Origin of the sequence: Brucella tritici, from assembly GCF_902825325.1 — a bacterium.
Lineage (GTDB): Bacteria > Pseudomonadota > Alphaproteobacteria > Rhizobiales > Rhizobiaceae > Brucella.
On sequence record NZ_CADEAR010000003.1, the window covers coordinates 1 to 25,785 of the forward strand.

Here is a 25,785-nt window from a genome sequence, read left to right on the forward strand (position 1 = left end):
GCGGGGTGGAGCAGCCCGGTAGCTCGTCAGGCTCATAACCTGAAGGCCGCAGGTTCAAATCCTGCCCCCGCAACCAAATTAACAAAACCCCGTAGCCTAGGCTGCGGGGTTTTGGCGTTTAGAGCATAATCCGACCGGAGTGAAACGAGGATCGATAAGATTATGCTTTGGAAAGAAAAGCTTAGAGCGCCGATCTGATCCAATCAGATCGAAACGCGCTCTAACCACCCAAAAACTTCCAACCACCCAGAATAGCGACAAACCAGCCCGTTTGAGCTATCAGACACTGTGCTCATCGAAGGAAGACAATGGTGAACCTCGACCGCTCGATACTGGCTGATCTCAACATATTCGTCACCATCATGCGGCGCCAGAGCATCAAACAGGCCGCTAACGAACTCGGCGTCACAACATCCGCCATAAGCCATCGCTTGCGAAAACTCGAAGCCGAGCTCGGTGTGCGGCTGCTCAATCGCACTAGCCGCTCGCTCACGCCGACCGATGCAGGCGCTGCATTCGCAGCTCAACTCGAAATAGGTCTAAGGGCGATAGGGGAGGCCGTCGAGAGGCTGACCAGCCAGCGCGACTTTCCGTCGGGGCGCATAAGGCTCAACGCGTTACGTGATGCTGCTCGGCTGATTATTGCACCTATCCTGCCACGTTATACGCAAACCTATCCCGATATGCATCTCGATATGACTATAGATGACCAGATGGTCGATATCGTCGCCGAGGGCTTCGACGCAGGGATTCGTTATGGCGACCGGGTGCCGCAAGATATGATTGGTGTTGCGTTGACCGGTCCCTTGCAATGGATCGTGGTCGGTTCTCCTGCTCTGATATCGAGGGTAGGGCGCCCCGAAACGCCGGATGATCTGCTCCATTTGCCGTGCATAGAGACGAGGCTCGGGGACAATTCCCGCTACGCGTGGGAGCTCGGAAACGGAGCTTCCTTGCGCCGGGTCGATGTGAAGAGCCCGATTTGTGCCAATGAGACCGAGCAGGCAGTCGAGGCCGCTCTTGGCGGTATCGGTTTTGCCTATTGTCTGGAGCCATTGGTCCAAAATTACCTGGATACGGGGGCGTTAAAAGCCGTGTTGCCTGATTGGGCTTCGGAAGGTCCGCCTCTGACCATGTATTATCCAAGCAGACGACAGGTGCCATCCGGTTTGCGGCGGTTGATCGATATTATCCGGGAGGATCAGGGTCTTACGAAATTGGTCGTCGCAGAGGAGGTCGCATCGCCCTGACGGTTTTGTTGAGTATCTGTCATTCTTTCGTTGAGTTGCGGTCAATAGATTAGCGTTGCACCAGCTTCCCATCGGGATCAAATATGCGCCACACCTGTTATGCATGGGATTGGCGCTGCCTTCCATGCGTGGTCAAACCATTTCACTCATGGAGATGTGTCATGCATTATTCTGCAGCGGCTGATCGTTACCAGTCAGATATGATCTATCGCCGTACCGGCCGGAGCGGCATCGATTTGCCAGCCATATCGCTTGGCCTTTGGCACAATTTCGGTGGCCGGGATGTCTATGAAAACGGTCGCGCGATTCTCCGTCGCGCCTTCGACCTGGGCGTAACCCACTTCGATCTGGCGAATAATTATGGGCCGCCTGCCGGGTCTGCCGAAGAAAATTTCGGTCGCATCATGGCCAGTGATTTTCGGCCCTATCGCGATGAGATGATTATTTCGTCGAAAGCCGGTTGGGATATGTGGCCGGGGCCTTATGGCGGAATTGGCGGCAGCCGTAAATATCTGATCGCCAGTCTCGATCAGTCGCTGAAGCGGATGGGGCTCGATTATGTCGACATCTTCTATTCGCACCGTGTCGATGCCACGACGCCTCTGGAAGAGACGATGGGAGCGCTTGCGCATCTGCATCGCCAGGGCAAGGCGCTTTATGTCGGTATTTCGAGCTATTCTCCGGAACTGACGCTGAAGGCGGCGGCGATCCTGAAGGAAGAGCGCGTGCCGCTTTTCATTCACCAGCCGAATTACAATATGTTCAATCGCTGGATTGAGAACGGGCTTCTCGATACGCTGGATGAACTGGGCACCGGCTGCATCGTCTTCTCGCCACTGGCTCAGGGTTTGCTGACATCACGTTATCTGAAGGGCATTCCGGAGGGAGCGCGGGCGAATCAGGGTGGCTCCCTGAAAGCCAGCGCTGAGAACGAAGAGCTATTGGGTCGCATCCGCGCATTGAGCGCCATTGCGGAGCGTCGCGGACAGACTTTGGCCCAGATGGCGATTGCCTGGACGCTGCGTGATCCGCGCGTCACCTCTTCGCTCATCGGGGCAAGTTCGGTCGCACAGCTTGAAAACTCTTTGGGAGCTCTGAAGGGACTGGAATTCAGCGCTGAGGAACTGGCTGAAATTGACCAATATGCGCATGATGGCGGAACCGACTGGTGGAAGAGCTCGACTTCGCTTTGAACTATTCAATCTGACTAACAAATTGATAAAGGGTCGTACGCTTTGCGTGCGGCCCTTTTGCTAGAGCGCATCCCGAAAAGTGTGAAATGGTTTTCGGATATGATGCGCTTTAAAACAAATATTCAGAGCGCCGACCTGATTCAATCAGATCGAAATGCGCTCTAGGAATAAGATGCGGCGAAAGCAATTCACGCGGGGAGATGAAATTGCTATAGGCGAGTGGGGTTCACGGCTGGCGCGTTATCGACTGCCAGGTCTGGCCTTCGGGGGAAGTATATTCGAGAAGATGTCGCTGCGGTCGATAAAGGGCAGTTTGAAATATCCGCTGATCCGTGCAGGGCTGGAGGCTATCGCCTTTTCCGGCGCGTCGGCGCTTTTCCCTTCTGCCGGTGGGCGCGGCGTCGTCTTCACGATGCATCACGTCAAACCGGAAGATGCGACCGATCAGTCGGACCCGAACGCCATTCTTTCAATTACGCCGCACACGCTTGAAATGGCGATAGAAGCGGCATTGGAAGCGGGCCTTTTGCCCGTGCAATTGCATGACTTGCCGAGGTTACTTTCCGAGCAAGCCGATACCCGGAAATATGTCGCTTTCACGCTTGATGACGGTTATCGGAACAATGCTGAATTCGCGGCGCCGGTGTTTGCCCGATACAGCATTCCCTACACGATTTTCATCACAACCGGCTTCGTGGAACGCAAGCGGTCCATGTGGTGGCGGACTATTGCGGCTCTGGTGACGGAGGCCAACAGTTTCCAGTTCGACTTTGGCGGCGGTATTTTGGAGGTCCGCTCTGAAAGCCCGAACCAGAAATCAGCGGCCTTTGCCCGGCTCGTTCAGTTCATGCAGTGTTTCGATGAAGACGAGGCAGTCGCCCGCATAGATGCAGCAGCACAGACGGTCGGGATCGACGCAATTTCCCTTGTTGATGAATCGGTGATGAACCCATCGGAGTTGCGCAGCCTTGCGCTTGATCCGCTTGTGCATCTTGGAGCGCACACCGTCACCCACGTTAATCTGCGCCGTGTCGACGACAAGCGGCTGGTAAAGGAAATCGCTGATTCGACCGAATCGGTGCAACGCTATGCCGGTTACAGGCCGCGATCCTTTGCCTATCCATATGGATGGAAGGCGGCAGTTGGCGAACGTGAGATCGGGGCGGTATCCGCAGCCGGTTTCGATGTGGGTGTGACTACCCAGCCCGGTGTGCTGCAGCAAACGGGCGCGATGCCAGCCGCAGCGATTCCGCGTATCTCACTCAACGGCTATTTTCAGAAGAAGCGCTATATAAAAGCGCTTGTTTCGGGCCTGCCGTTCAAGCTGCTCTAGCCATGATCCACATCTAGAAACAGTGCCCTGAAACACGAAAGGCCGCCTGTCGGCAGCCTTCGTAAAATCTGATTTGAAGAAAAACTGGAGCGGGCGAAGGGATTCGAACCCTCGACCCCAACCTTGGCAAGGTTGTGCTCTACCCCTGAGCTACACCCGCTCGCGCCAGTCATTCCGGAAACCGTTCGTTTCCGTCAGGCAGGCGCTATATGGACCAACGCTTCGGAGATTGCAACAGGGAAATTTGCTTCTTTGTGCAAGATATTTTCCGGCTCTCTCCAAAGCTGTGGATGAAGTCAGCGGCCAAGGCGCGTGACGCTGATCAGCGAGGCAAACAGCGCGAAGCCGGATGCAAAGAAAAGAATATAGGGCGTTCCTTCCACGCCCCATTGCGACAGCAGAAAGGCGACGAAAGCCGCACCCAGCGATTGGCCGAGAAGGCGGGCCGTGCCCAGCATGCCGCTTGCGGCCCCGCTGCGTGAGCGCGGTGTCGAGGTAATCATCATGCGATTGTTCGGTGCCTGAAAGAGGCCGAAACCAATTCCGCAAATTGCCATGCGCCAGCATATATCCGAGATTGACGGATGTTCCGGCAGCATGCCGACCAGAGCAAGGCCGATAGCGAATGTGATGAGGCCAAGCAGGCCCAGAATCGCCGGCGAGTGCTTGTCGGACAGCTTGCCCGAAAGCGGTGCGACGATGGCAAGCGCAATGGGCCAGGGCATCATCAGGAAACCGACTTCGATCGGCCTAAAGCCGAAGACGATCTGAAAGAGGAACGGCAGCGAAATGAACGCCATCATCTGCGCCAGAAACGACATGATCGAAGTGCAGATGGAAAGCGTGAAAACGGGAATGCGCAAGAGGTCGAGCGGCAGCAGCGGATCGGCCATGCGCAGCGATCGCCGTGTGAGGAGAACAGCTGCGGCTACACAGCCTACTGCCTGCAAAAGTACGACCGAAGAACCGATTTCGTTGCCTGCACTGTCGATGGTTGTGATCAGAAGGCCAAAGGTGAGTGCTGACAGAATGGCGCTGATCACATCGAACTTGCGCGCAGAGCGGTCATTCTCGGGCAGGCTTTTGAGGCCCATCACGACGGCAGCAACGCCGAGTGGGATATTGATGACGAAGAGCCAGGGCCAACTGAGGGACGACAGCATGACGCCCGCAAGCGTCGGCCCGATGGTCGACGAAACGGCGACGAAGAGTGCATTGAGGCCGATGGCCGTGCCGAATTTTGCTTGCGGCACCGTATAGCGCAGAAGGGCGGTGTTGACGCTCATCAGGCCCGCTGCACCCAGCCCCTGTATGATGCGGGCGAAAGTGAGCGCTTCCAGTGAGCGCGAGAAAACGCAGGCGACGGAAGCGACGGTGAATAATGCCACGCCGCCGAGATAGACGCGCCGGTAGCCATAGATTTCGCCAAGTGCCGCTAATGGAAGCAGGGTGACCACAATTGCAAGCTGATAGCCGTTGACGATCCAGATCGAGGCTGCAGGACCAGCCGAAAAATCGGCGGCAATGGTCGGGAGGGCGACATTTGCGATGGTGCCATCGATCACGGCCAGTGTAAGGCCGACCATCAGGGTTGCCCATGCCCAATAAATTCTCGGCTTGGGCAAACCGTCCGGAGCGACGGACGTGCCTTGATGAATCGCGGTTTCGTGCTTCATTTTATACCGTACTCGGAACCCGTGCGGTCCTGACGATTCCATGATAGCTGGAACCACTCCAGGTGCCGCAAATGGAGCGCATCCCGAAAAGTATGAAACGGTTCTCGGATACGATGCGCGTCAAAAAAACAGTTGGAGCGCCGATCTGATTCAGCCAGATCGAAACGCGCTCTAAACGACAATATTGCTGCAACCTTAACCGTATTGGGAAGGTCAGCAAGCTATCTAGCCGAAAATTGCCGGACGAAAACTGTTTTCAGGCCAAAAACTGGTCGGGTAACGCTATTGTGTGCCACTTTCCGCCTGAACCGGTAGTTTCATGACATGCGCATATTTGCGCGGATTGAAGCTCATATAGAGCGGACAGATGCTTGCGACCAGAATGAGATGCATGATCCAGCCCGACGCGAACGAACCGGTCAAGCTATGTAGAAAAGCGGTCGCGACCGGGCCGAGAGCTGCGATCAGAAAGCCACCGCCCTGCATCATGGCCGCGAGAGCGCCGGCTTCTTCCGGTCTGGGCAGGTGGTCGAGCGATGTAATCATCGCAAGGGCGAAGCTGCCGCCGAGACCCGCGCCGCAGATCGCGGACCAGAAGAAGGGCGAAAGCTGCGGCACAAAGGCAAGGCCTGCGAAGCCAATAGCCTGCATGGCCAATGTCAGCAGCAGCCATGGGCGGCGGTCGGTGCTGTGGCGGGCAACGAGCGGCAGTCCGAAGGCTGCAAGAGCTTGGGCAACTGCCATCGCCGCGACGAGATTACCGGTGGCGGAGGCCGGAAGACCCAACGACTGGTAATAGGGAGCAAGCCAGGCGACCATAGACGAATAGCCCGCATTGACGAGACCGAAAGCAGCCATCAGCACCCAGGTACGAGGTCGTCGCAGCAGGTGCCCGGTTATTCCGGATTTTTTGCCCGGCGATGACGTTTCACGGAGGATGGGTATAGCCGTCAGCAAGGCGAGAACAGCGGGGATTGCAAGGACGGCAAGGGCGAAGCGCCAGTTATGCTGGCTGCCCGCAAGCCATGGCGTCAGCCGCGCGCCGAGAGCGCCGCCGCCCATGATCATGGCAGAATAGAGCCCGGTCACAGTGGCGATGCTTGACGGGAAATTGGCCTTGATAAGGCCCGGCATCAAGGCCTGAATCATTGCAACACCTGCGCCGCACAGTACGGCGGTCAGAACCAGCGAAACGCCGTCCGGCACAAAGCCGCGCAGGAGGGAGCCTGCTGCAAGAATGGCAAGTGCTGCGAACATGCTGCGCCGGGTGCCGAACCGCGACTGGATGCGCGGAGCCGCGAAAGCGCCAAGCCCCATCAGCATCATTGGCAGGAAGGTGAGCAGGGAAAGCGCACCAAAGCCCATTCCGGTATCGGCTGCGATATTCGAAAGTACCGGTCCCGGCGCGGTCAGGAACGGACGCAGGTTGAGGCCGATCAGGACGACGAGCGCGATGAGGGCAACGTTTGCAGCTTGCTTGCTACCGGTTGCCGGATGGGTGGTGGTCTGCATATTTCAGGCGCCTGCCTTGTTCTTGATGCTCCAGACCTCGTAGAGTTCAGGATCTTTTTCCGGCGGGGAATGCTCGAAGCTGATTCCGGTCTGCGCGTTGAGAGGCTTGGCGAGTTCAGCTGCGATTTTCGCGGTCGAAAGGCCGAATGGTTCGGCCTGTTCATTGGAATAGGCGAAGCGGATTTTTTCAACACCTGCCATGCGCATTGCGGCAAAACACATGGGGCAGGGTTGGCCGCTGGCATAGACTTCACAGCCATCGAGACGCGGCGATTGCAGCGTCTTGCCCGCTGCGCGCAGCGCCAGCAATTCGGCATGGGCAGTGGGATCGCAATCGGCCTGCATGCGATTGACGCCTGTAGCGATGACCTTGCCACCCTTGACGACCACGGCACCGAACGGGCGTCCGCCTTGCTCGACATTGTCGAAGGCGAGCTTGATAGCCTGATCGAGAAATGTGCTGTCGCGGCTCATTTCGCACCCGCCTTTTCCAGCAGGGCCACCATCGGCGCATAGCCACGGCTGCGGGCATGCTGAAGCGGCGTGACGCCGTCATTATCTGCCAGATTGACGTCGGCCCCGGCATCGATGAGAAGCTTTACGATATCGACATGGCGCTGGCCGCCATCACCGAGCATGATGGCTTCGAGAAGCGCCGTCCAGCCAAGATTGTTGACGTGATCGACTTTGACGCCAGCCTCGATCAGCGTGCGCACTGTTTCGACATGTCCGCGTTCGGAGGCGGGAATGAGTGCCGTTCCGCCATAGCGATTGGTGCTCTTCAGGTCAGCACCGTGCGCAAGCGTCATCTTGAGGATTTCGAGGTGTCCGCGTGCGCCCGCATAAAGATAGGGGCTGTCCTTGTTGGCATCCTTGGCATTGACGTCGGCGCCTGCATCAATGAGTGCACGGGCGACATCGACGTGGTTGGCATGGGTTGCGGCAAGAAGTGCCGTCTCGCCATTCTTGCCCCGCGCTTCGAGGTCTGTTCCTGCCTTGATGGCTGCGGTGACCGCAGCCAGATCGCCAGCCGCTGCGGCCTGAAGAAGAGACGTTTCGGCCTGGGCATGGGCTGCGGCGTTGTGGCCCTGCAATGTCGGTTCGGTCATAACTATCGTTCCTGCAATCAATGCCAAGGCACTCAAGCTGAATATTGTTTGACGCATCGGCTGGTTCTCCTGCTTGTTGTGTTCATACAAGCAGGGTGGCATATTCGGAAATTAAATGTTGAACTGACAACCAGTGGATTTATGAATACTTCTTTCAATCTCGATCTGTTGCGGGCCTTCATAGCTGTCGTCGACAGCCGCAGTTTTACGGCTGCGGCCTTGCAGTTGCACTCGACCCAATCGACTATAAGTCAGAAGATCATACGGCTGGAGGAAGCTGCCGGACAGGCGCTTCTGGAACGTGCCCGGCATGATGTGCGCCCGACGGATGCAGGCGAAAAGCTGCTGGGCTATGCGCGCCGTATCCTGCACCTGCATGACGAGGCCGCGGCCGCGATGACTGGTACGGCGCTTGCTGCCGTGTTTCGTCTCGGCCTGCCGGAAGATTTCGCCTCACGGCTGGTTACGCCTGCGCTGGCGCGCTTCATGCGCACACATCCGAACACGAAACTCGAGGTGACCAGCGGCCTCAGCCGAGACCTGCAGAAAGGTTTCGAGACCGGTGAGTTCGACCTTGTCATGGTGAAACAGAAGCGCGGCGAAACGATGGGGACCATGCACTGGCCAGAACCGCTGTCCTGGCTCGATAGCGCCGATTTTCCCGTTTCCCATGTCGATCCGCTGCCGCTTGTCGTGTTCCCGCCAAACGGGCTTTATCGCAGCGACATGATGGAGGCTCTCGATCGTGTAGGCAGGCGCTGGCACGTGGTTTTCACCAGTTCCAGTCTGGCGAGTATTCAAAGTGCGGTCGCTGAGGGGCTGGGTGTCAGCCTGCTGCCGACGCGTGTAGCACTTCCCGGTCATCAGGTGGTGCCTGTCGCTGCAGGATTGCCGTCCGTCGAGCCGATGGAAATTGTCATCCGGCATATGGACAATGGCCCCGACCAAATCCGTCAGCTTGCCGAGATGCTAGCGGAAACCGTCGGCGGGTGAGGGCTCTTCCGAAAGAACACCGATAAACGCCCCAGATGCATATTCTCGACACGACGCTTTGTATCGTTTTGAGCGCTGTTCACGCAATTTCCGGTCTTTCATTCTCTTTTTAATTTCTGAAAAGCACGTTCGTTTTCAGATTGACTGATTTTGTATCCAGGATATTGTGTCCAGAAAAGTTGGGAGGCTTTTCTATTGGCGGCTTTTGAATGGCGCAGTCAGACCCGTTTGCTGGACGAAGTGGCAGAGGCACTTCGCGAGCGAATCTATGCTGGTGACTATGCGCCAGGCGCGATACTTCGGCAGGAACATATAGCAGCAGAGTTTGGCATCAGCCGCACGCCCCTGCGTGAAGCCTTGCGCGTTCTGGAGCGTGACGGGCTGGTCATTCACCTGCCGGGCAGGGGGGTGCGTGTCGCATCCGCCGATCTCACGCGCCTGATCGATGCCTATGCAGTGCGCGAAGTGCTAGACGGTGTGGCCGCGCGGTTTGCCGCCGAGCGGGCGAGCGATGCGGATATCGCCAGATTGCGTGCCCATGTTGCAGGTCAGGGCACGGTCGTCGATCCGTGGGATGCCAAAGCCTATACCCAGTCTAATGTCGATTTTCATATGGCGGTGATGAACACGGCGGGCAACGCCTCGCTGATTGCCTTCGTGCCGCTGTTGCGCATGACATCGCAGGTTTTCGCGCCTTCCTTTTCGCTATCGGTAGATCGTGCACGCGATGCAATCCGCGAACATGGCGCGATTGTTGAGGCCATTGCCGCGCGCGATGGCGAGCAGGCTGAGCGGCTGGCGCGGGCGCATATCCGCGCCACCACTGCAAGATTGGAGGCGGAACAGCCTCTTCGGGAGAATGAAGATGAAGCATGAGAACCAGACGGGAGGAGCGGGCTTGCTCCGTTACGGCAATTTTATCGCGGGTCAGTGGCAGGATGCGGCTGGCGGCGAGCATATCACCGTCAAGAATCCGTCCGATGGCAGCGATCTGGCGCTGATTGCGCGCGGCACCAAGGCCGATATCGATCAGGCTGTAGCAGCAGCCCGCAAGGCGCTTTCCGGCGACTGGGGCAAGCTGACCGCGACCGAGCGCGGTCGCGTGCTGCACCGCATTTCGGAAGAAGTGTTGAAGAACATCGACCTTCTAACCGATCTGGAATCGAAAGATGTCGGCAAGCCGGTCACACAGGCCCGCGCGGATGTGGTGGCGCTGGCGCGCTATCTCGAATTCTATGGCGCTTCCGCCGACAAGGTCCATGGCGATACGCTGCCCTATCAGAACGGCTTTACGGTCCTGTCGATCTATGAACCGCATGGTGTCACGGGCCATATCATTCCGTGGAACTATCCGATGCAGATTCTGGGCCGGAGCCTTGGCGCAGCGCTTGCCATGGGCAATGCAGCCGTGGTCAAACCTGCTGAGGAAGCCTGCCTGACCATTTTGGAATTTGCAAAAATTGCCGAAAAGGCCGGTCTGCCGAAGGGTGCGCTCAATGTCGTGACCGGGCTTGGTGCAGAAGCGGGAGCGGCGCTCTCCGAACATCCAGACGTCAATCACATCTCGTTTACGGGTTCGGTGCGCACGGGCGAGGCTGTGCAGGCCGCAGCAGCCAAGAACACCGTTCCGGTGACGCTGGAGCTTGGCGGAAAATCGCCGCAGATCGTTTTCGCCGATGCCGATCTCGACCGCGCTTTGCCGTTTCTGGTCAATGCGGGAATTCAGAATGCCGGTCAGACCTGTTCGGCGGCATCACGTATTCTGGTCGAGCGCAGCATTTATGAAGATGTTGTGGCGCGTATGAGTGAGCGCTATCGCGCATTGAAGGTTGGTCCGGCCAGTGCCGATCTGTCTGTTGGCCCAGTGGTGTCGCAGCGCCAGAAGGCGATTGTTGACGGCTATCTGGATCTTGCGAAAGAGAGCGGTCTGGCAATTGCTGCGCAAGGCGTTTTGGCGGAAGAAGCGCCGGAAGGCGGGGCCTATGTCCTGCCGACCCTGATCCGCGACGTGCCTGCCAATCATCGTCTGGCGCAGGAAGAAATCTTCGGCCCGGTGCAGGTCATTCTTCCTTTCGATACCGAAGAAGAAGCCATCGCGATTGCCAATGGCACGTCCTATGGCCTCGTCTGCGGCATCTGGACCAATGATGGGGGGCGTCAGTTCCGCTTGGCGCATGCCATTCATTCCGGTCAAGTCTTCATCAACAATTACGGTGCCGGTGGCGGCATCGAGCTGCCGTTCGGTGGCGTGAAGAAATCCGGCCATGGTCGCGAGAAGGGTTTTGAGGCGCTCTACGGGTTTGCCTCGCTGAAGACCATCTCGGTCTGGCACGGTTAGAAATAGCATTTGGGAGAATAGCAGTGTCGCTTGAAGGTAAGGTCGCGCTCATCACGGGAGCAGGTTCGGGGTTTGGCGAAGGCATGGCGAAGCGATTTGCTGACGGCGGCGCGAAGGTCGTCATCGTAGACCGCGACAAGGCAGGCGCTGAGCGCGTCGCAGGCGAAATCGGCGATGCGGCGCTGGCTGTGGCTGCCGATATTTCCAACGAAGCCGATGTCGATGCAGCGGTGGAAGCTGCTCTGTCGAAATTCGGCAAGGTCGATATTCTGATCAACAATGCCGGGATCGGCCACAAGCCGCAAAATGCCGAACTGGTTGAGCCGGACGAGTTCGACCGCATTCTCGGCGTCAATGTACGCGGTGTTTATCTCATGACGCGCAAGCTAATTCCGCATTTCAAGGGTAATGGCGAAGGCGTTATTTTGAACGTCGCTTCGACCGGTGCTGGTCGCCCGCGTCCGAATCTCGCCTGGTACAATGCTACCAAGGGCTGGGTCGTTTCCGTGACCAAAGCGCTGGCTATCGAGCTGGCGCCTGCGAAAATCCGCGTCGTGGCGCTGAACCCTGTTGCAGGTGAAACGCCGCTTCTCACCACATTCATGGGCGAGGACACCGAGGAAATCCGCAAGAAGTTCCGCGATTCCATCCCGATGGGCCGCCTGTTGAAACCCGACGATCTGGCTGAAGCTGCGGCTTTCCTTTGCTCGCCTGCTGCCTCTATGATTACCGGGGTTGCGCTCGACGTGGATGGCGGGCGCTCGATTTAAAAAAGAGGCAAGGGGAGCCAAAGAGGAACAATGGGTAAACTGCTGAAAGCCGGGCTGATAACAGCCGCGATGCTGGCATCGATCAACGGTGCATTCGCAAAAGATACGCTGGTGGTCGGCGAAGTGCTGGAGCCGCCGGGTCTGGACCCGACTGCCAATGCCGCCGCCGGTATCCGGCAGGTTACCTATGCCAACCTTTATGAAGGTCTGGTGCGCATTGTTGAGGACGGCACGGTGAAGCCGCTTCTGGCCGAAAGCTGGACCGTTTCCGACGACAAGAAGACCTATACGTTCAAGCTGCGTGAAGGCGTGAAGTTTCATGACGGCACGCCGTTTGACTGCTCGGTCGTGAAGTTCTCCTATGAACGCGCCGTCGCTCCGGATTCCACCAATGCGCAAAAGGGGCTGTTTGAACCGATTGCGAGCACAGAGTGTCCTGATCCCGCAACCGCCGTTGTCACGCTGAAGCGCCCAACCTCGAACTTTCTGTTCAATATGGGCTGGGGCGATGCGGTCATGGTCGCGCCGAATTCGGCTGGAGACAACAAGACCAAGCCGGTTGGCACGGGGCCGTTCAAGTTCAAGCGCTGGGTGCAGGGCGATCGCGTTGAGCTGGAGCGTAACGCGGATTACTGGGGCGAGCCTGCAAAGCTCTCCGCTGTTACGTTCCGCTTCGTCAGCGATCCGTCGGCTGCTGCCGCTGCGATCCTTGCCGGTGACATCGACGTGTTCCCGATGTTCCAGGCGCCGGAGCTGATCAGCCGCTTCAAGAGCGACGACAAGCTTCAGGTCGAAGTGGGCGATACGGCAGGCAAGGTTCTGCTGTCGCTCAACAATGCCAAGGCGCCTTTCGATAATCTGAAGGTGCGTCAGGCGCTGGCCCATGCCATCGACAGCAAAGCGCTGATCGAAGGCGTTTATTCCGGTTTCGGTACGCCAATCGGCTCGCATTATGCGCCGGTTGATCCGGGCTATATCGATCTGTCGGAAACCTATCCGTATGATCCGGCCAAGGCCAAGCAGCTTCTGGAAGAAGCTGGCGTTCCGGCGGGCACGTCGATCACCATCACGCTTCCGCCACCGGCCTATGCGCGCCGCGGCGGCGAGATCATTGCAGCCATGCTGGCCGAGGTCGGCATTCAGGCCAATCTCGTACCGATCGAGTTTGCGCAGTGGCTGGACCAGGTGTTCAAGCGGTCGGATTTCGATGCGACGATCATCGCTCATACCGAAGCGCGCGATCTCGATATCTATGCCCGCGACAAATACTACTTCAACTACAACAACCCGGAATATAAGGCGCTCTACAAGGCCTATGCCGAGGCCGGAAGCGACGAGGAACAGCTCGAACTCGTAAAGAAGCTGCAGGAAAAACTTGCTGCTGACGAGCCGAACATCTTCCTCTATGCGCTGCCGAAAATCGGTGTGTGGAACAAGAACGTCAAGGGTCTGTGGAAGAACATGCCGATCCCGGCTGATGATCTGACGCAAGCCTATTGGGCTGAATAAAAAGAACTCCGCCCCGGCGCGCAGGCAAAGGGGCGGGAAACAACACGAATGGCCGTGCACCCCATAAAGATAAGGGGAGGGCGTGCGGCGAGTTGGAATGTGGAAAGCGGATATCCGTCTTTTCAAGGAGGTCGCTTTGCTGGCTTACATATCCGGGCGATTGGTCTCGCTCTTGCTGACGACGCTTGCGGCTTCCGTCATCGTCTTTCTGCTGATGCAGGTGCTGCCGGGTGATCCCGCAGCAGTTATCCTCGGCATCAATGCGCAGCCTGAAACGCTGGCAGCACTTCACAAGCAGCTCGGCCTCGATCAGCCGCTCTGGTGGCGCTATCTTTCGTGGATTGGCGGCTTTCTGAAAGGCGATTTCGGCACGAGCTACACATACTCCGTGCCGATCAGCGAATTGCTCGGACCACGCATCATGGTCACGCTGCCGCTGGCGCTTCTGTCCATGGTGCTGTCGGTCGCGGTCGCCATTCCGGTCGGTGTCTACGCCGCTTCCAAGCGCGGCAAGACAGGCGATGTGCTCTCCATGGGTGTGGCACAGGTCGGTGTCGCCATCCCGAATTTCTGGCTCGGTCTGCTTTTGATCCTGCTCTTCGCCTTGCAGCTCGGCTGGTTCCCGGCTTCGGGTTTCGCGGGCTGGGAAGGTGGTTTCTGGAATGGCATCCGTTCGCTGTTCCTGCCAGCACTGGCGCTTGCGCTGCCGCTTGCCGCCATTCTGGCCCGTGTAACCCGATCCGCCGTCATCGAAACGCTGGGTGAGGACTTCGTACGGACCGCGCGCGCCAAGGGCCTGACACGCAAAGCCGCGCTCTGGCGTCATGCGGTGCCTAATGCACTGATCCCGGTTGTCACCATCATCGGCCTGCAATTCTCCTTTCTGCTGGCGGGAACCATCATCATCGAAAATGTCTTCAATCTGCCCGGCGTTGGAAGGCTGGTGTTTCAGGCCATCGCGCAACGCGATCTCGTCACTGTGCAGTCACTGGTGACGCTGCTTGCCGCTTCCGTGATTGCCGTCAATTTCATTGTCGATCTTGTGTATGGCTTCATCGATCCGCGCCTTTCGACGGGAGGCAGCCGATGAGCGAAACGCAGGTTCTCCCGAAACCAGGCGTGTTCAGAACGATGTTGAGCAGCCGCAGCCTGACGGTCGGCTCTCTCATCACGATCATTCTGGTTGCGATGGCCGTCATCTCCTATGTCTGGACGCCTTATTCGCCAACCGCCATGAACTTCCGTGACAAGCTGCAGGGGCCGAGTTTCAGCCATCTGTTCGGTACGGATAATTTCGGGCGGGACGTGTTTTCCATGATTATGGTCGGCGCGCGCAACTCCATCGCGGTGTCAATTATCGCTGTACTGGTTGGTGCCGGGATCGGCATTCCGCTTGGCGCTTTCGCGGCTGCGCGCGGCGGCATGGTGGACGGCTTTGTTATGCGCATGACCGATCTGGCTTTCGCCTTTCCTGCACTTTTGACGGCGGTAATCATCACGGCGGTTTTCGGCCCCGGCGCGGTGAATGCGATGATCGCCATCGGCATCTTCAATATCCCGGTCTTTGCGCGTGTGACGCGTGGCGCATCGCTGGGCTTGTGGAAGCGGGAGTATGTGCAGGCAGCCCGTTGTGCTGGGCGTGGCGATGTGTCGATCACGCTTCTGCATGTGCTGCCCAACATCAACCATGTGCTGATCGTGCAGGCGACGATCCAGTTCGCGCTCGCCATCGTTGCCGAGGCGGGCCTTTCCTATGTCGGGCTTGGCACCCAGCCGCCGATGCCGAGCTGGGGCAAGATGCTCAACGATGCACAGACCTTCATCTATGACGCGCCATGGCTCGCCATTTTCCCTGGCCTCGCCATTACGCTGGCCGTGCTCGGCCTCAATATGTTGGGCGACGGATTGCGCGATGTGCTTGATCCGCGCGTCAGGAGGCAGAGATGACGACACCCCTGCTCGAAATGGACAATATGTCCGTTGAATTGCCTATCGGTCTCAAGGTTGCGGATATCGTGTCCGATATTACGCTGACGCTCAATCGCGGTGAACGCCTCGGAGTGGTGGGTGAGTCCGGCAGTGGCAAGTCGATTACCGCCCTTGCCGCCATGGGGTTGCTGCCTGACCGGATGCGCGTGCGCGGTACGCTGCGTTTCGACGGTGAAGATCTGGCAAGCAAGCCGGAAGCCGAACTGTGCAGGATGCGCGGACGGCGCATGGCGATGATCTTCCAGGAACCGATGACCGCGCTCAATCCGGTCAAGACTATCGGTGCGCAGATTGCCGAAGGTCGTCGTCTGCATTTGGGCGAAAGCCGTGTCGATGCCGAACGCAAGGCACGTGAGTTGCTGGATCGCGTGGGGCTGCCTACACCGCGTTTCAATCTCGATCTCTACCCGCACCAGCTTTCCGGCGGGCAACGCCAGCGCGTGATGATCGCCATGGCGATTGCCTGCGAACCTGATTTGTTGATCGCCGATGAGCCGACAACCGCGCTCGATGTCACCGTTCAGGCGCAGATTCTCGATCTCATGGATGAGTTGATCGACGAAACCGGCACAGCTCTGATGCTCATCACCCATGACCTCGGCGTGGTGTCAGAAATGACTGATCGCATCGCGGTCATGTATGCTGGTCGCATCGTCGAGACCGGACGCACGGAAGCGGTGTTTAATCGTATGGCGCATCCTTATGCCCGCGGGCTGTTCCAGGCTTCGCCGCACGGTGCAGCGCTGGTGCGCAGCCACGGCACGGGACGCCAGCGCCTTGCTGCCATTCCTGGTGTCGTGCCCGATCCGCTGGCGCGCCCGCCTTATTGCACCTTTGCCGACCGCTGCGCCTTCGTGCAGGACGATTGCCGAAGGGCGATACCGGGGCTGGATTTCATCGCCGACAATGACGGCGTTGCGCATCGCGCCGCCTGTATTCACCCGCGAGACGGTGAGGTGGTGTTATGAGCAAGATGATTTTGCAGGTGCGTGATGTCGTGCGCGAATATCAGCTTCCGCGTGCATCCTTTTTTTCCAAGCCGAGTGCTTTGCGCGTTCTGCATGGTGTGAATGTCGAGATCGAAGCAGGTCAAAGTCTTGGCATTGTCGGCGAGAGCGGTTCAGGCAAATCCACGCTGGCGCGCGCCGTCATGGGGCTGGAACGTCCACAATCGGGACAGATTCTCATCAACGGACAGGATATCTATGCGCTGGATCGTTCGGGTCTGCGCGAGGCACGCAAGGGTTTTCAGGCGATCTTTCAGGACCCTTACGGTTCGCTCGATCCGCGCCATACGGTCAAGCGCATCATTTCCGAGCCGATTGTGTCGCTGGAAAGCGATAACAGTTCCAAAGACCGCGACGACCGCGTGGCGCAAGTGCTGGAAGCGGTTGGCTTGCCCAAAGCCTCTGCGGAAAAATATCCGCATGAGTTTTCCGGTGGCCAGCGCCAGCGCATTGCCATTGCGCGCGCGCTAATCACCAAACCGGCGCTGATCGTCGCCGACGAGCCGGTCTCGGCGCTGGACGTTTCCATTCAGGCGCAGGTGTTGAACCTGATGATGGATTTGCAGGAGAAGTTCGGTCTCTCCTATCTCTTCATCAGCCACGACCTCGGCGTTGTGCGCGCCATCACCGACCGCGTTGCGGTGATCTATCGCGGCAATATTGTCGAGCAGGGGCCGACGAATGAGGTCTTCGACAATCCACAGCATGAGTATACGCGCGCGCTGGTCGACGCCGTACCAAAGCCTTTCTCCGGTCGCCGCAAGCGCGCGCGACGTCCAAGTTCCACACTGAAATTGCCTGAGTGATTTGAGGAAATATCCAATGTCGAATCTAGCCGATTTGTCAGCCGTCGAACTCGTGTCCGCCTATCAGGCGAAGTCGCTTTCGCCGGTCGAGGTCACGGAAGCTGTCATCACGCGCATCGAAGCCTATGAGCCGAAGCTGAATGCGCTTTGGGCTTATGATCCAGATGCGGCACGGGCGGCAGCCGAGGCTTCGGAAGCACGCTGGGCGAAGGGTGAGCCCGCCGGTCCCATCGATGGTGTGCCGCTGACGATCAAGGAGAATATCGCGACCGAAGGGACAGCTGTTCCGCTTGGCTGCGCGGCGCTGCCGCTGAAGCCTGCCGCCGCTGATGCACCGCCAGCGGCGCGCACCCGCGAGGCTGGCGGCGTGCTGCTCGCCAAGACGACCATGCCCGATCTCGGCATGTTGTCGTCGGGCCTGTCGAGCTTTCATAAGCTTGCGCGCAACCCGTGGGACCTCAACACCAATCCGGGCGGTTCAAGTGCCGGTGCTGGCAGCGCCGGTGCGGCCGGTTATGGCCCGTTGCACATTGGCACCGACATTGGCGGCTCCATTCGCCTGCCTGCCGGCTGGTGCGGTCTTGTCGGCCTAAAACCGTCCTTCGGGCGCATTCCGATTGATCCGCCATTCCTTGGTCGCGTTGCCGGGCCGATGACCCGCACGGTTGCCGATAGCGCGCTTTATATGTCGGTTCTGTCGAGACCGGATCGCCGCGACGGCATGAGCCTGCCCCCGCAGGATATCGACTGGATGAACCTCGATATCGACGTCAAGGGCCTGAAGATCGGTCTATGGCTTGATGCCGGTTTCGGCGAGCCGACGGGGGATGAAACCCGCGCTGCCGTAGAAGCCGCAGCCAAGCTTTTTGCTGATGCAGGCGCGATTATCGAGCCGGTGGCGCCGTTCGTGAACCGTACCATGATCGACGGTCTGGATCGCTTCTGGCGTGCGCGTTCATGGTCGGACATCAAGAAGATGACGCCGGAAAACCGTGCGAAGATTCTGCCTTACATCTATCAATGGACCGAGACGGCGGAAGGACTTTCCGGCGAGGAAGTTTATCTCGGCTTCGCGCAGATGGACGCGATGCGCAATGCGGCGCTCGCCGCATCGAAGGATTTCGACTTCATCATTTCGCCGACTGCTCCAATGCCGACCTATCCGGCGGAATGGGCGTCTCCGATCAATGATCCGCAGCGTCCGTTCGAGCATATTGCTTTCACCGTGGCGATGAACATGTCGGAACAGCCTGCGATCTCGATCAATTGCGGTTATACGTCGACGGGCCTGCCGATCGGCTTGCAGATTTTCGGCCAGCGTTTCGATGATCTGGGTGTGTTGCGCCTCGCCAAAGCTTATGAAGATATGCGGCCAGCGCAGAAGCCATGGCCGGTTCTCGCCTGATCGCCAAACGCATCCCTCATCCTGAGGAGGCGCGAAGCGCCGTCTCGAAGGGCGAGGGGTGCGAGCGGTAAGGTTAGAGTTTTGTCCCACCTTCTCCTCACCCTTCGAGACGGTGACCTTCGACAAGCTCAGGGTCACCTCCTCAGGATGGGGGAGATGGGGCGGGCGCTCGGGATGTGGGAGCTGTTATTTCTTCGGGCGAAGCGGCGTACGTTCCTTGTAACGGTCCATGGCGGTGAGCTTCTGGATCAGCGGATCGGCATCGCGCCATCCATAAATCTCGGTGCGAAGATATTCGAGTTCGGCTTCGAGCTCCTCTTCGCCGATTTCCGTCCACCATGATTTCGGGCGTCCGTCAGTGCCATCCGACCAGCGATAGCCGCGTGCCTTCAGGTGATCCTTCATTTCGAACGGGCTGTTTTCAGCATAGATGCGCATCCGCGCGCGCTGACTTGCCTTCAGCAATTCGGCAAAGGGCGTGGTTTCGGCCGACTGCTCCTTCAGCACCGCGAGCAGGGCCTGACAGTCATCTTCGGCCCGGTGTCCGTTGTGGAAATAGCCGCTCTGGCCGATCAGGTAGCCAAGCTTGGTGCCTTCAAAACCACGTGCGGTCCAGTCGATCTCCTTGACTGAACAGGCCCAAGGCTTGTTGGCGAAAGCGATTGAGAAACGCTCGAGAAACGGGCGGTCGAAACCTGCATTGTGCGCAATGATAATATCGGCTTCGGCGATGAGTGCGTCCAGCTTTTCCCGCGGGATCGTCTGGCCTTTCACCATCTCGTCGGTAATGCCGGTGATGCGGGTAATGTCGGCGGGGATCGGCTTGGAGGGTTGTTGTAGCGCGCCGAATGTGGCGCAGACATCGCCGATGGAACCGTCGTCCGCATAGCGGAAGGCAACCGCACCGATCTCGATGATTTCTTCCTGCGCGGGATTGAGGCCGGTTGTTTCCGTGTCGACGACGACGCCCAGTCGCGGAAAGGCGATCCGGTCGGCATCCGGTATTGTCGGTGGTGGATCGAGCCGCTGCAAGATGCGGTAACGCCCGCTGTCCTTCAGTCGCTTCACCATCTCCGCTTCATCGATGCCGGTCGTCTTGCCGGGTTTGGTGCGGGCAGAGCGCAGTTCTGCCCGTTCCTCTCCTTCCGCTGGGGAAAGAGCAAAAAGGTCGAACTGATGGCGCATGGAGCTTCTCCGCATGGGGGAACGGGTTTGACAAAGAATGCCATTTTGCGGTGCTGTAACCAAGGCCGCATTCGTATAAGTAACAGGTAATGATCCTGTCGAGTGGTAGCAAGGCAGGGCGCTTGCGCCGGGAAAGGGCATGAGGAGGGGATTTCGTGGCGGATTATGATTATTGCGTCATCGGCGGCGGCATTGTCGGACTGGCGACAGCAAAAGCCATGCAGGAAGCGGAGCCGGGCGCCAGGATCATCCTGCTGGAGAAGGAAAGCGATTTCGCGCGCCATCAGACCGGACACAATAGCGGCGTCATCCATGCCGGTATCTATTACCAACCGGGTTCATTGAAGGCGCAATTGTGCCGGGCAGGTGCCGAGGCCACGAAAGCCTTTTGCAGGCAATATTCCATTGCTTTTGAAACATGCGGCAAGCTTCTGGTGGCAACCTCTCCGCAGGAAGTCGAACGCATGGAGGCGCTCGCCAGTCGCGCAATCCAGAATGACATCACCTTCCAGCATGTGGATCGGCAGGCGCTACGCGAGGTTGAGCCAGCGGTCGCTGGGATGGGGGCGCTCCTCGTTCCGGCGACAGGCATTGTCGATTATGCGAAAGTATCGCGGGCGATGGCTGCGGAAATCATCGAGCGCGGCGGTGTTGTGCGGCTTAATGCGCCCGTCACGGCAATCCGGGAGGATGGCAAAGGCGTAACGGTAGCGGTGAATGGCGAGACCGTACACGCTTCCAAGCTTGTTGCCTGTGCTGGCCTGCAGTCAGACCGCATTGCGCGGCTTGCCGGACTGGATATAAGCCATCGCATCGTGCCGTTTCGCGGTGAATACTATACCCTGCCGCAATCGAAGGCGAACATCGTCAAGCACCTGATTTATCCGATCCCCGATCCCGACCTGCCATTTCTCGGCATCCACCTGACGCGAACGATTGACGGCGGTGTCACGGTCGGTCCGAATGCCGTTCTGGGTTTTTCGCGCGAAGGCTACGACAAAGGCAGTTTCCGTGCAGCTGATGTCGCGGATATGTCGACATTTCCTGGCTTTTGGAAGATGGCGATGAAGAACTGGCGTTCGGCATTATCCGAGTTCAGCAATTCTGCATCTCGCGCGCGCTATCTGAAGGAGTGCCGCAAATATTGTCCGACGCTGGAGCTTGCCGATCTTGGTGCGCCCGGAGCCGGAATACGGGCGCAAGCCGTTCTTGATGACGGCACATTGGTGCATGATTTTCTCTTCAAGGAAACGGAGAGAATGCTGCATGTTTGTAACGCACCGTCACCGGCGGCGACATCTTCGATTCCGATCGGCCGTATGATCGCCGAAAAGCTTCTGGGGATAAATTTAAAGGTCAAATCTGCGTGAAAAAGGATTTTCGTCGAATGATGTTGTTTTCAATTTATTTTTAGCAATCGCTTATTCTCTGTATTGCTACTTTAGGATTTAGTGCTCATCAATATTGCAAGCTGACAACTTGACTTTGATCCTGGTTTGTAATTGCACATCAGGTTCAATTTGAAATAGCGTTTTTGCATTCTCATTTTCAACCGATTTAGGGCCTGTTCGTGAAGTTTGTGCCGCCGCTGGTAGTATTGCTGTTTGCTGCGACGATGTTGGGCATCTGGATGCTCGACACGAAGCGCAGGCATCTTTTGCTTTTCGGCCTGAGCTTTGCCAGCTTTGCTTTCGGGCTTCTGGTTCCCATATCGCTGATCTCAAACAGCCTCACCCTAACCTCGCCGATTGCCACCGCGTTCCATTTTATGGGTGGCTGGCTGCTCTGCGAAGGCGTGATGATACGCATGGGCGGGCGCTATTCCCGCTTGGCGTCTGGCCTCATCGGGCTTGGCCTTCTCGGTGCCATGATTTGTTTCATTGCGAATGATACGAGCTATTCGCGGATTGCGCCTGCGGTCCAGCTGACCCTGGGCAGCCTGGTAGCTGTTCTTTGCATTCAGGCACGTGATCTCGCACGCCGAAGCTGGATCGAGCGCGTGCTGTTCGGCGCCTTGGTGTTGTTGACGGTGCATTTTTATGTGCAGACTGGAATGGCACTGGGGCTTTCCCCCGAAGTTTCGCGACCGTCCGAGCTGATACATTCGCGCTATTGGCAGGGCATCATGATATTCGGTGCCTTTGCCGGTGTCTTTGCCGGTCTCGTTCTTCTGGTGGTGACGACCTCCGATGTGGTGAAGGAATTGCAGGCGGAGCGTGACTCCGATCCCCTGACCGGTGTTTTCAATCGTCGCGGACTTGAGCGTCATGCGCATCTGCGTTTGACCGAGGCCCAGCGCGGTGATTATGGGGTCATCATCGCGGATATAGACCACTTCAAGTCGATCAATGACGACCTGGGCCATGCGACCGGTGATCAGGTTCTGGTAGAGTTTGCCCGCATCCTGCAAATGGCCGCAGCAAATACAACAATTGTTGGCCGTGTCGGCGGCGAGGAGTTCGTTCTTCTGGTCCAGGGGGATGCCGAGACGTGCGAGCGATTGGGCAGCAGGCTTTGCGGGCGTGTAGCCCGACACAGTTTTTCCATGTTGCCAGCGGATCGCCAGATGACGTGCAGTTTTGGTGTCGCTATGGTGCGCGGTGGTGAAACACTATGGGAAACGGCGGCCCGTGCCGATCTTGCTCTCATGCGGGTCAAGCATCGTGGGCGCAATCGTGTGGCGGTAGAGGGGCTGGAGTTTCCAAGTGCCAAACAGAGCGCTTATCTGCTGACGGCCTAAGCTGGCTCCAACGAATTGCGAACCGGAATTATTCACCCTGTAAAGGATTTGGTTACCATAATTAGCGATGCTGGAGGCGACCTTCCAGTCACCGCCTTGCCATATCTTGTTCGTCTTTTTGCCGAACTGACATGCAAGGCGGTGCCGTGAAAGTTGTTTTCCACTCGGATTTTGTATCATGGCGTGTGTAACAGAAGTGTATGGCTGCGCGGCCCCGCGCAGCAAAGGCATTAGAATTCCATTCGGTTTCAAGGGTTTTACGCGCGTTGCGGTGTTTGCCGCAACGGGACTGGTCGCCGGAAGCTGGATGATGACCGCGCTCGGTACGCTGGAAACGGTTGTGCCGGCCTTTGCACCTGTTGCACCGATCATGCGCCGCGTTTCCATGACCGCGCCGCAGGCGCTTGCCGTCGTCGATCACAATATCGCGCCATCGCGCCGCATCAGGCAGGGTTTCATCAATGCCTATACGACGGATACCGCCTATTCCAACCTCGATTGGCGCCGAACCAAAAACACGAGCGGTGAACCGATCATCGCCGATATCGGTCCAGATTCCGTAATCGAGGACAAGCCCGTCGATACGGCTTCTCTTATCGAATTGCGCGCTGATCGCGTCCGTCGCGAAGAGCCCGTTGTGGCGAATGTTCAGCCAGAGCAACCTGCTGCGGAGGCTGGCGCGACTGTGGTCGCCTATGCGCCAGTGCCTTCTGCGTCGGACGCAACGGCTGCATTCAAACAGATTGAGCCGCTTTCGCAAGCCGAAGAAATGGATGCCGCTGAGAAGCAGGCACACCTTCCCACCGGCAACGCCGTTCCCGTTCCGCAGCTCGCTCCGGATCAGAAGACGGATATGGCCGCAGAGGACGAAGCCACCCAAGACGCATTCCTGCCCGATGATGTGCCGCTGCCGGGCGCCAAGCCTTCGCTGCGCCGTTCCCGCATGCATGACAAGACCGAGCTTGCCTATGCGCCGGAAAGCGGTGCAACCGAAGAACCGCGCCCTGGTCTGTTCAGTCCGCTTTTCAATCAGTCCGCACGTAGCAAGGTTGCTATCTATGACATCTCCGCAGCCACTGTGTACCTCCCGAGTGGCGAGCGCCTTGAAGCCCATTCGGGTCTCGGCCCGATGCGCGACAATCCGCGCTACGTAAACCAGAAGAACCGGGGACCCACGCCGCCTCACACCTATGATCTGCGCATGCGCGAGGCGCTGTTCCACGGCGTGGAGGCGATCCGCCTCACGCCTGTCGACGGCAACAACCGCTATAATCGCGATGGTCTTCTGGCGCATACTTTCATGCTGGGACGCCGCGGCGATTCCAACGGCTGCGTGGTATTCAAGGACTATCCGCGCTTCCTGCGTGCATTCAAGCGCGGCGAGTTCAACAAGATGGTTGTCGTCACGCGAATGCAGTCTTCGAAGCCCGCGCGGATCGCATCGCTTTTCTGACAAACCGCGCGTCGTGAGACGATCTTTCGAATAATGGGGTTACACAAAGAATTGTGATCCCAATTCCTTGCGAGGCACACCAAAATTGATAGAAATCTCTCATCGAAACCGATGGGAGATTTCTATGAAGCTTTATTACAAGGTTGGTGCTTGTTCGCTCGCACCCCATATCATTCTGAGCGAAACGGGCCTGCCTTATGAGCTGGAGGCCGTGGACCTCAAAGCCAAGAAGACGGCTGACGGTGGCGACTATTTCGCGGTCAATCCGCGGGGTGCGGTTCCGGCGCTGGAAGTAAAGCCCGGCACTGTCATCACGCAGAATGCGGCAATCCTCCAATATATCGGCGATCATTCCGACGTTGCGGCGTTCAAGCCCGCCTATGGCACCATGGAACGCGCTCGCCTGCAGGAAGCGCTCGGCTTCTGCTCGGATCTACATTCGGCGTTTGGTGGCTTGTTCGCGCCCAATTTGAGCGAGGAAGCGAAGGCTGGCGTCATCGCTAACATCAATCGTCGCATGGGTCAGTTCGAAGCCATGCTATCGGACAAGAACGCCTACTGGCTTGGCGATGATTTTACGCAGGCAGATGCCTATGCGTCTGTCATCATCGGTTGGGGCGTCGGTCTTAAGCTCGATTTGAGCGCCTATCCCAAGGCGTTGAAGCTGCGTGAAGGTGTGCTGGCTCGCCCGAACGTGCAAAAGGCGTTCAAGGAAGAAGGCCTGAACTAAAAACAACAGCCGGAGGCACAAACCTCCGGCTTTTTTGTTGCCAGAGGTGTGGATGCAGTAACTGGTCAGTTACGCGTCCGTTTATAATCGATTGGCAGCCCCCATGCCCTTTCAGGTTCCGTTCAGGTGGGGCAACATCCGTGTAATTGATGGTTGACAGCTCTCCCGATCATCGACGGATGGATAAGATCGTGTTCCATCTTCTCCTATTTCAAGCATAATCTTATCGATCCTCGTTTAACTCAGGTCGTGTTATGCTCTAGCAAGAAAATATCTGGAGGGTCGCCCTCAATATTTCTGTGCTTCGTTGAATGAAAAATTTTCGTTCTCGGAAGATACTCTTGCGGATCTTGCTAAAATGTACATCGTTGCAAATAGTATTTCAAAAGCAGGTGTTAGGACTATTATTTCAACGGTGCTCCATGCCAGTAACGCCATAAGTCCGATAAGAACTCCGGTCCACAGATTTGAGTGACGAGCGGCTTTTCCAATTTCTTTCAGCACAATCCACACGTATGCAAAGTATGTGACAACTCCAATAATTCCAAAATTAACGGCGATCCATAATACAGAACTATGAGGGCTCCAAGTAATGCTTTTACCAAGATCGACTAAAAAGACAGAACGTGGAGAGCCAATAATCGGATGTAAAGAAAGAGCGCCGATACCACTCCGCCAGTATTCTATTCGCGATGTTATGGAAGCTGTGCCGGGTATGGGCAGGCTTCCCCACAAGAAAATAGCGAGAACAGCAACGCAGAAAACGATGCCTATCATAGCCATTGCT

23 protein-coding genes, 1 tRNA gene and 1 pseudogene are annotated in these 25,785 nt (G+C 57.6%); 18 read left to right on the forward strand and 7 right to left on the reverse strand.

Annotation, left to right across the window (positions count from 1 at the left end):
- Positions 1-139 precede the first annotated feature (139 nt).
- The 4 genes and pseudogenes from HWX93_RS04455 to HWX93_RS04470 form a co-directional block, all read left to right on the forward strand.
- Positions 140-223, forward strand: a pseudogene (locus HWX93_RS04455) (invasion associated locus B family protein); the annotation flags it as partial.
- An 85-nt stretch (positions 224-308) separates the two neighbouring features.
- The gene (locus tag HWX93_RS04460; protein ID WP_176036635.1) at positions 309-1,250 is read left to right on the forward strand and encodes a LysR family transcriptional regulator; all 942 of its coding nucleotides are present in this window, start codon (positions 309-311) and stop codon (positions 1,248-1,250) included.
- A gap of 161 nt (positions 1,251-1,411) precedes the next feature.
- Positions 1,412-2,443 carry an L-glyceraldehyde 3-phosphate reductase gene (gene mgrA, locus HWX93_RS04465; RefSeq protein ID WP_176036636.1) on the forward strand — a complete coding sequence of 344 codons (1,032 nt, stop codon included), beginning with the start codon at positions 1,412-1,414 and terminating at the stop codon, positions 2,441-2,443.
- A gap of 286 nt (positions 2,444-2,729) precedes the next feature.
- Entirely contained in the window at positions 2,730-3,776 is a 1,047-nt protein-coding gene (locus HWX93_RS04470; protein WP_176036918.1) for a polysaccharide deacetylase family protein, read from the forward strand.
- Positions 3,777-3,861: 85 nt separating this feature from the next.
- Here HWX93_RS04470 and HWX93_RS04475 read toward each other — a convergent pair.
- The 5 genes from HWX93_RS04475 to HWX93_RS04495 form a co-directional block, all read right to left on the reverse strand.
- Positions 3,862-3,936: transfer RNA gene (locus HWX93_RS04475), tRNA-Gly, on the reverse strand.
- 136 nt (positions 3,937-4,072) lie between these two features.
- The gene (locus HWX93_RS04480) at positions 4,073-5,452 is read right to left on the reverse strand and encodes an MFS transporter (RefSeq protein WP_176036637.1); all 1,380 of its coding nucleotides are present in this window, start codon (positions 5,450-5,452) and stop codon (positions 4,073-4,075) included.
- 282 nt (positions 5,453-5,734) lie between these two features.
- Positions 5,735-6,964 (reverse strand): cyanate transporter, encoded by a 1,230-nt coding sequence (locus HWX93_RS04485; protein ID WP_176036638.1) that lies wholly within the window; start codon positions 6,962-6,964, stop codon positions 5,735-5,737.
- A 3-nt stretch (positions 6,965-6,967) separates the two neighbouring features.
- The gene (locus tag HWX93_RS04490; RefSeq protein ID WP_176036639.1) at positions 6,968-7,438 is read right to left on the reverse strand and encodes a nucleoside deaminase; all 471 of its coding nucleotides are present in this window, start codon (positions 7,436-7,438) and stop codon (positions 6,968-6,970) included.
- On the reverse strand, positions 7,435-8,073 hold the full coding sequence (locus HWX93_RS04495; protein ID WP_235969067.1) for an ankyrin repeat domain-containing protein: 639 nt from the start codon (positions 8,071-8,073) through the stop codon (positions 7,435-7,437). The genes HWX93_RS04490 and HWX93_RS04495 overlap by 4 nt, the downstream gene beginning before the upstream one ends.
- A gap of 141 nt (positions 8,074-8,214) precedes the next feature.
- Between HWX93_RS04495 and HWX93_RS04500 the strand changes: the two genes are divergently transcribed.
- The 10 genes from HWX93_RS04500 (at position 8,215) to HWX93_RS04545 (ending at position 18,890) form a co-directional block, all read left to right on the forward strand.
- Positions 8,215-9,066, forward strand: coding sequence for a LysR family transcriptional regulator (locus HWX93_RS04500; RefSeq protein WP_176036641.1), 852 nt, complete (start codon positions 8,215-8,217; stop codon positions 9,064-9,066).
- 195 nt (positions 9,067-9,261) lie between these two features.
- Positions 9,262-9,942 (forward strand): GntR family transcriptional regulator, encoded by a 681-nt coding sequence (locus tag HWX93_RS04505; protein WP_176036642.1) that lies wholly within the window; start codon positions 9,262-9,264, stop codon positions 9,940-9,942.
- Positions 9,932-11,404, forward strand: a complete 1,473-nt coding sequence (locus HWX93_RS04510; RefSeq protein ID WP_176036643.1) for an aldehyde dehydrogenase family protein — start codon at positions 9,932-9,934, stop codon at positions 11,402-11,404. The genes HWX93_RS04505 and HWX93_RS04510 overlap by 11 nt, the downstream gene beginning before the upstream one ends.
- A 23-nt stretch (positions 11,405-11,427) precedes the next feature.
- On the forward strand, positions 11,428-12,174 hold the full coding sequence (locus HWX93_RS04515) for a glucose 1-dehydrogenase (RefSeq protein WP_176036644.1): 747 nt from the start codon (positions 11,428-11,430) through the stop codon (positions 12,172-12,174).
- A gap of 30 nt (positions 12,175-12,204) precedes the next feature.
- Entirely contained in the window at positions 12,205-13,683 is a 1,479-nt protein-coding gene (locus HWX93_RS04520; RefSeq protein WP_176036645.1) for an ABC transporter substrate-binding protein, read from the forward strand.
- A 136-nt stretch (positions 13,684-13,819) separates the two neighbouring features.
- Positions 13,820-14,773 carry an ABC transporter permease gene (locus tag HWX93_RS04525; protein ID WP_176036919.1) on the forward strand — a complete coding sequence of 318 codons (954 nt, stop codon included), beginning with the start codon at positions 13,820-13,822 and terminating at the stop codon, positions 14,771-14,773.
- Positions 14,770-15,630, forward strand: coding sequence for an ABC transporter permease (locus HWX93_RS04530; RefSeq protein ID WP_176036646.1), 861 nt, complete (start codon positions 14,770-14,772; stop codon positions 15,628-15,630). Before HWX93_RS04525 ends, HWX93_RS04530 begins: the two co-directional genes overlap by 4 nt.
- Positions 15,627-16,640 (forward strand): ABC transporter ATP-binding protein, encoded by a 1,014-nt coding sequence (locus HWX93_RS04535; protein ID WP_176036647.1) that lies wholly within the window; start codon positions 15,627-15,629, stop codon positions 16,638-16,640. Before HWX93_RS04530 ends, HWX93_RS04535 begins: the two co-directional genes overlap by 4 nt.
- A complete protein-coding gene (locus tag HWX93_RS04540) occupies positions 16,637-17,485 on the forward strand; it encodes an ATP-binding cassette domain-containing protein (protein WP_176036648.1) in 849 nt (282 codons plus the stop codon). Before HWX93_RS04535 ends, HWX93_RS04540 begins: the two co-directional genes overlap by 4 nt.
- A 16-nt stretch (positions 17,486-17,501) precedes the next feature.
- Positions 17,502-18,890, forward strand: coding sequence for an amidase (locus HWX93_RS04545; RefSeq protein ID WP_176036649.1), 1,389 nt, complete (start codon positions 17,502-17,504; stop codon positions 18,888-18,890).
- A 186-nt stretch (positions 18,891-19,076) separates the two neighbouring features.
- Here HWX93_RS04545 and HWX93_RS04550 read toward each other — a convergent pair whose 3' ends face one another.
- Positions 19,077-20,075 (reverse strand): 3'-5' exonuclease, encoded by a 999-nt coding sequence (locus HWX93_RS04550; RefSeq protein WP_176036650.1) that lies wholly within the window; start codon positions 20,073-20,075, stop codon positions 19,077-19,079.
- Positions 20,076-20,230: 155 nt separating this feature from the next.
- On the opposite strand from HWX93_RS04550, the gene lhgO reads away from it, so the two are divergent.
- The 4 genes from lhgO to gst all read left to right on the forward strand — a co-directional run bounded on the left by lhgO (position 20,231) and on the right by gst (position 24,998).
- On the forward strand, positions 20,231-21,445 hold the full coding sequence (lhgO, locus tag HWX93_RS04555; protein ID WP_176036651.1) for an L-2-hydroxyglutarate oxidase: 1,215 nt from the start codon (positions 20,231-20,233) through the stop codon (positions 21,443-21,445).
- A 200-nt stretch (positions 21,446-21,645) separates the two neighbouring features.
- Positions 21,646-22,815 (forward strand): sensor domain-containing diguanylate cyclase, encoded by a 1,170-nt coding sequence (locus HWX93_RS04560; RefSeq protein WP_109988642.1) that lies wholly within the window; start codon positions 21,646-21,648, stop codon positions 22,813-22,815.
- 178 nt (positions 22,816-22,993) lie between these two features.
- Positions 22,994-24,268, forward strand: coding sequence for a DUF2778 domain-containing protein (locus HWX93_RS04565; protein WP_109988643.1), 1,275 nt, complete (start codon positions 22,994-22,996; stop codon positions 24,266-24,268).
- Between the two features lie 124 nt (positions 24,269-24,392).
- Positions 24,393-24,998, forward strand: coding sequence for a glutathione transferase (gene gst, locus HWX93_RS04570; RefSeq protein WP_109988644.1), 606 nt, complete (start codon positions 24,393-24,395; stop codon positions 24,996-24,998).
- A gap of 288 nt (positions 24,999-25,286) precedes the next feature.
- Here gst and HWX93_RS04575 read toward each other — a convergent pair whose 3' ends face one another.
- Positions 25,287-25,775: a hypothetical protein gene (locus tag HWX93_RS04575; protein WP_176036652.1), complete on the reverse strand. Its 489-nt coding sequence runs from the start codon at positions 25,773-25,775 to the stop codon at positions 25,287-25,289.
- Positions 25,776-25,785: the final 10 nt, after the last annotated feature.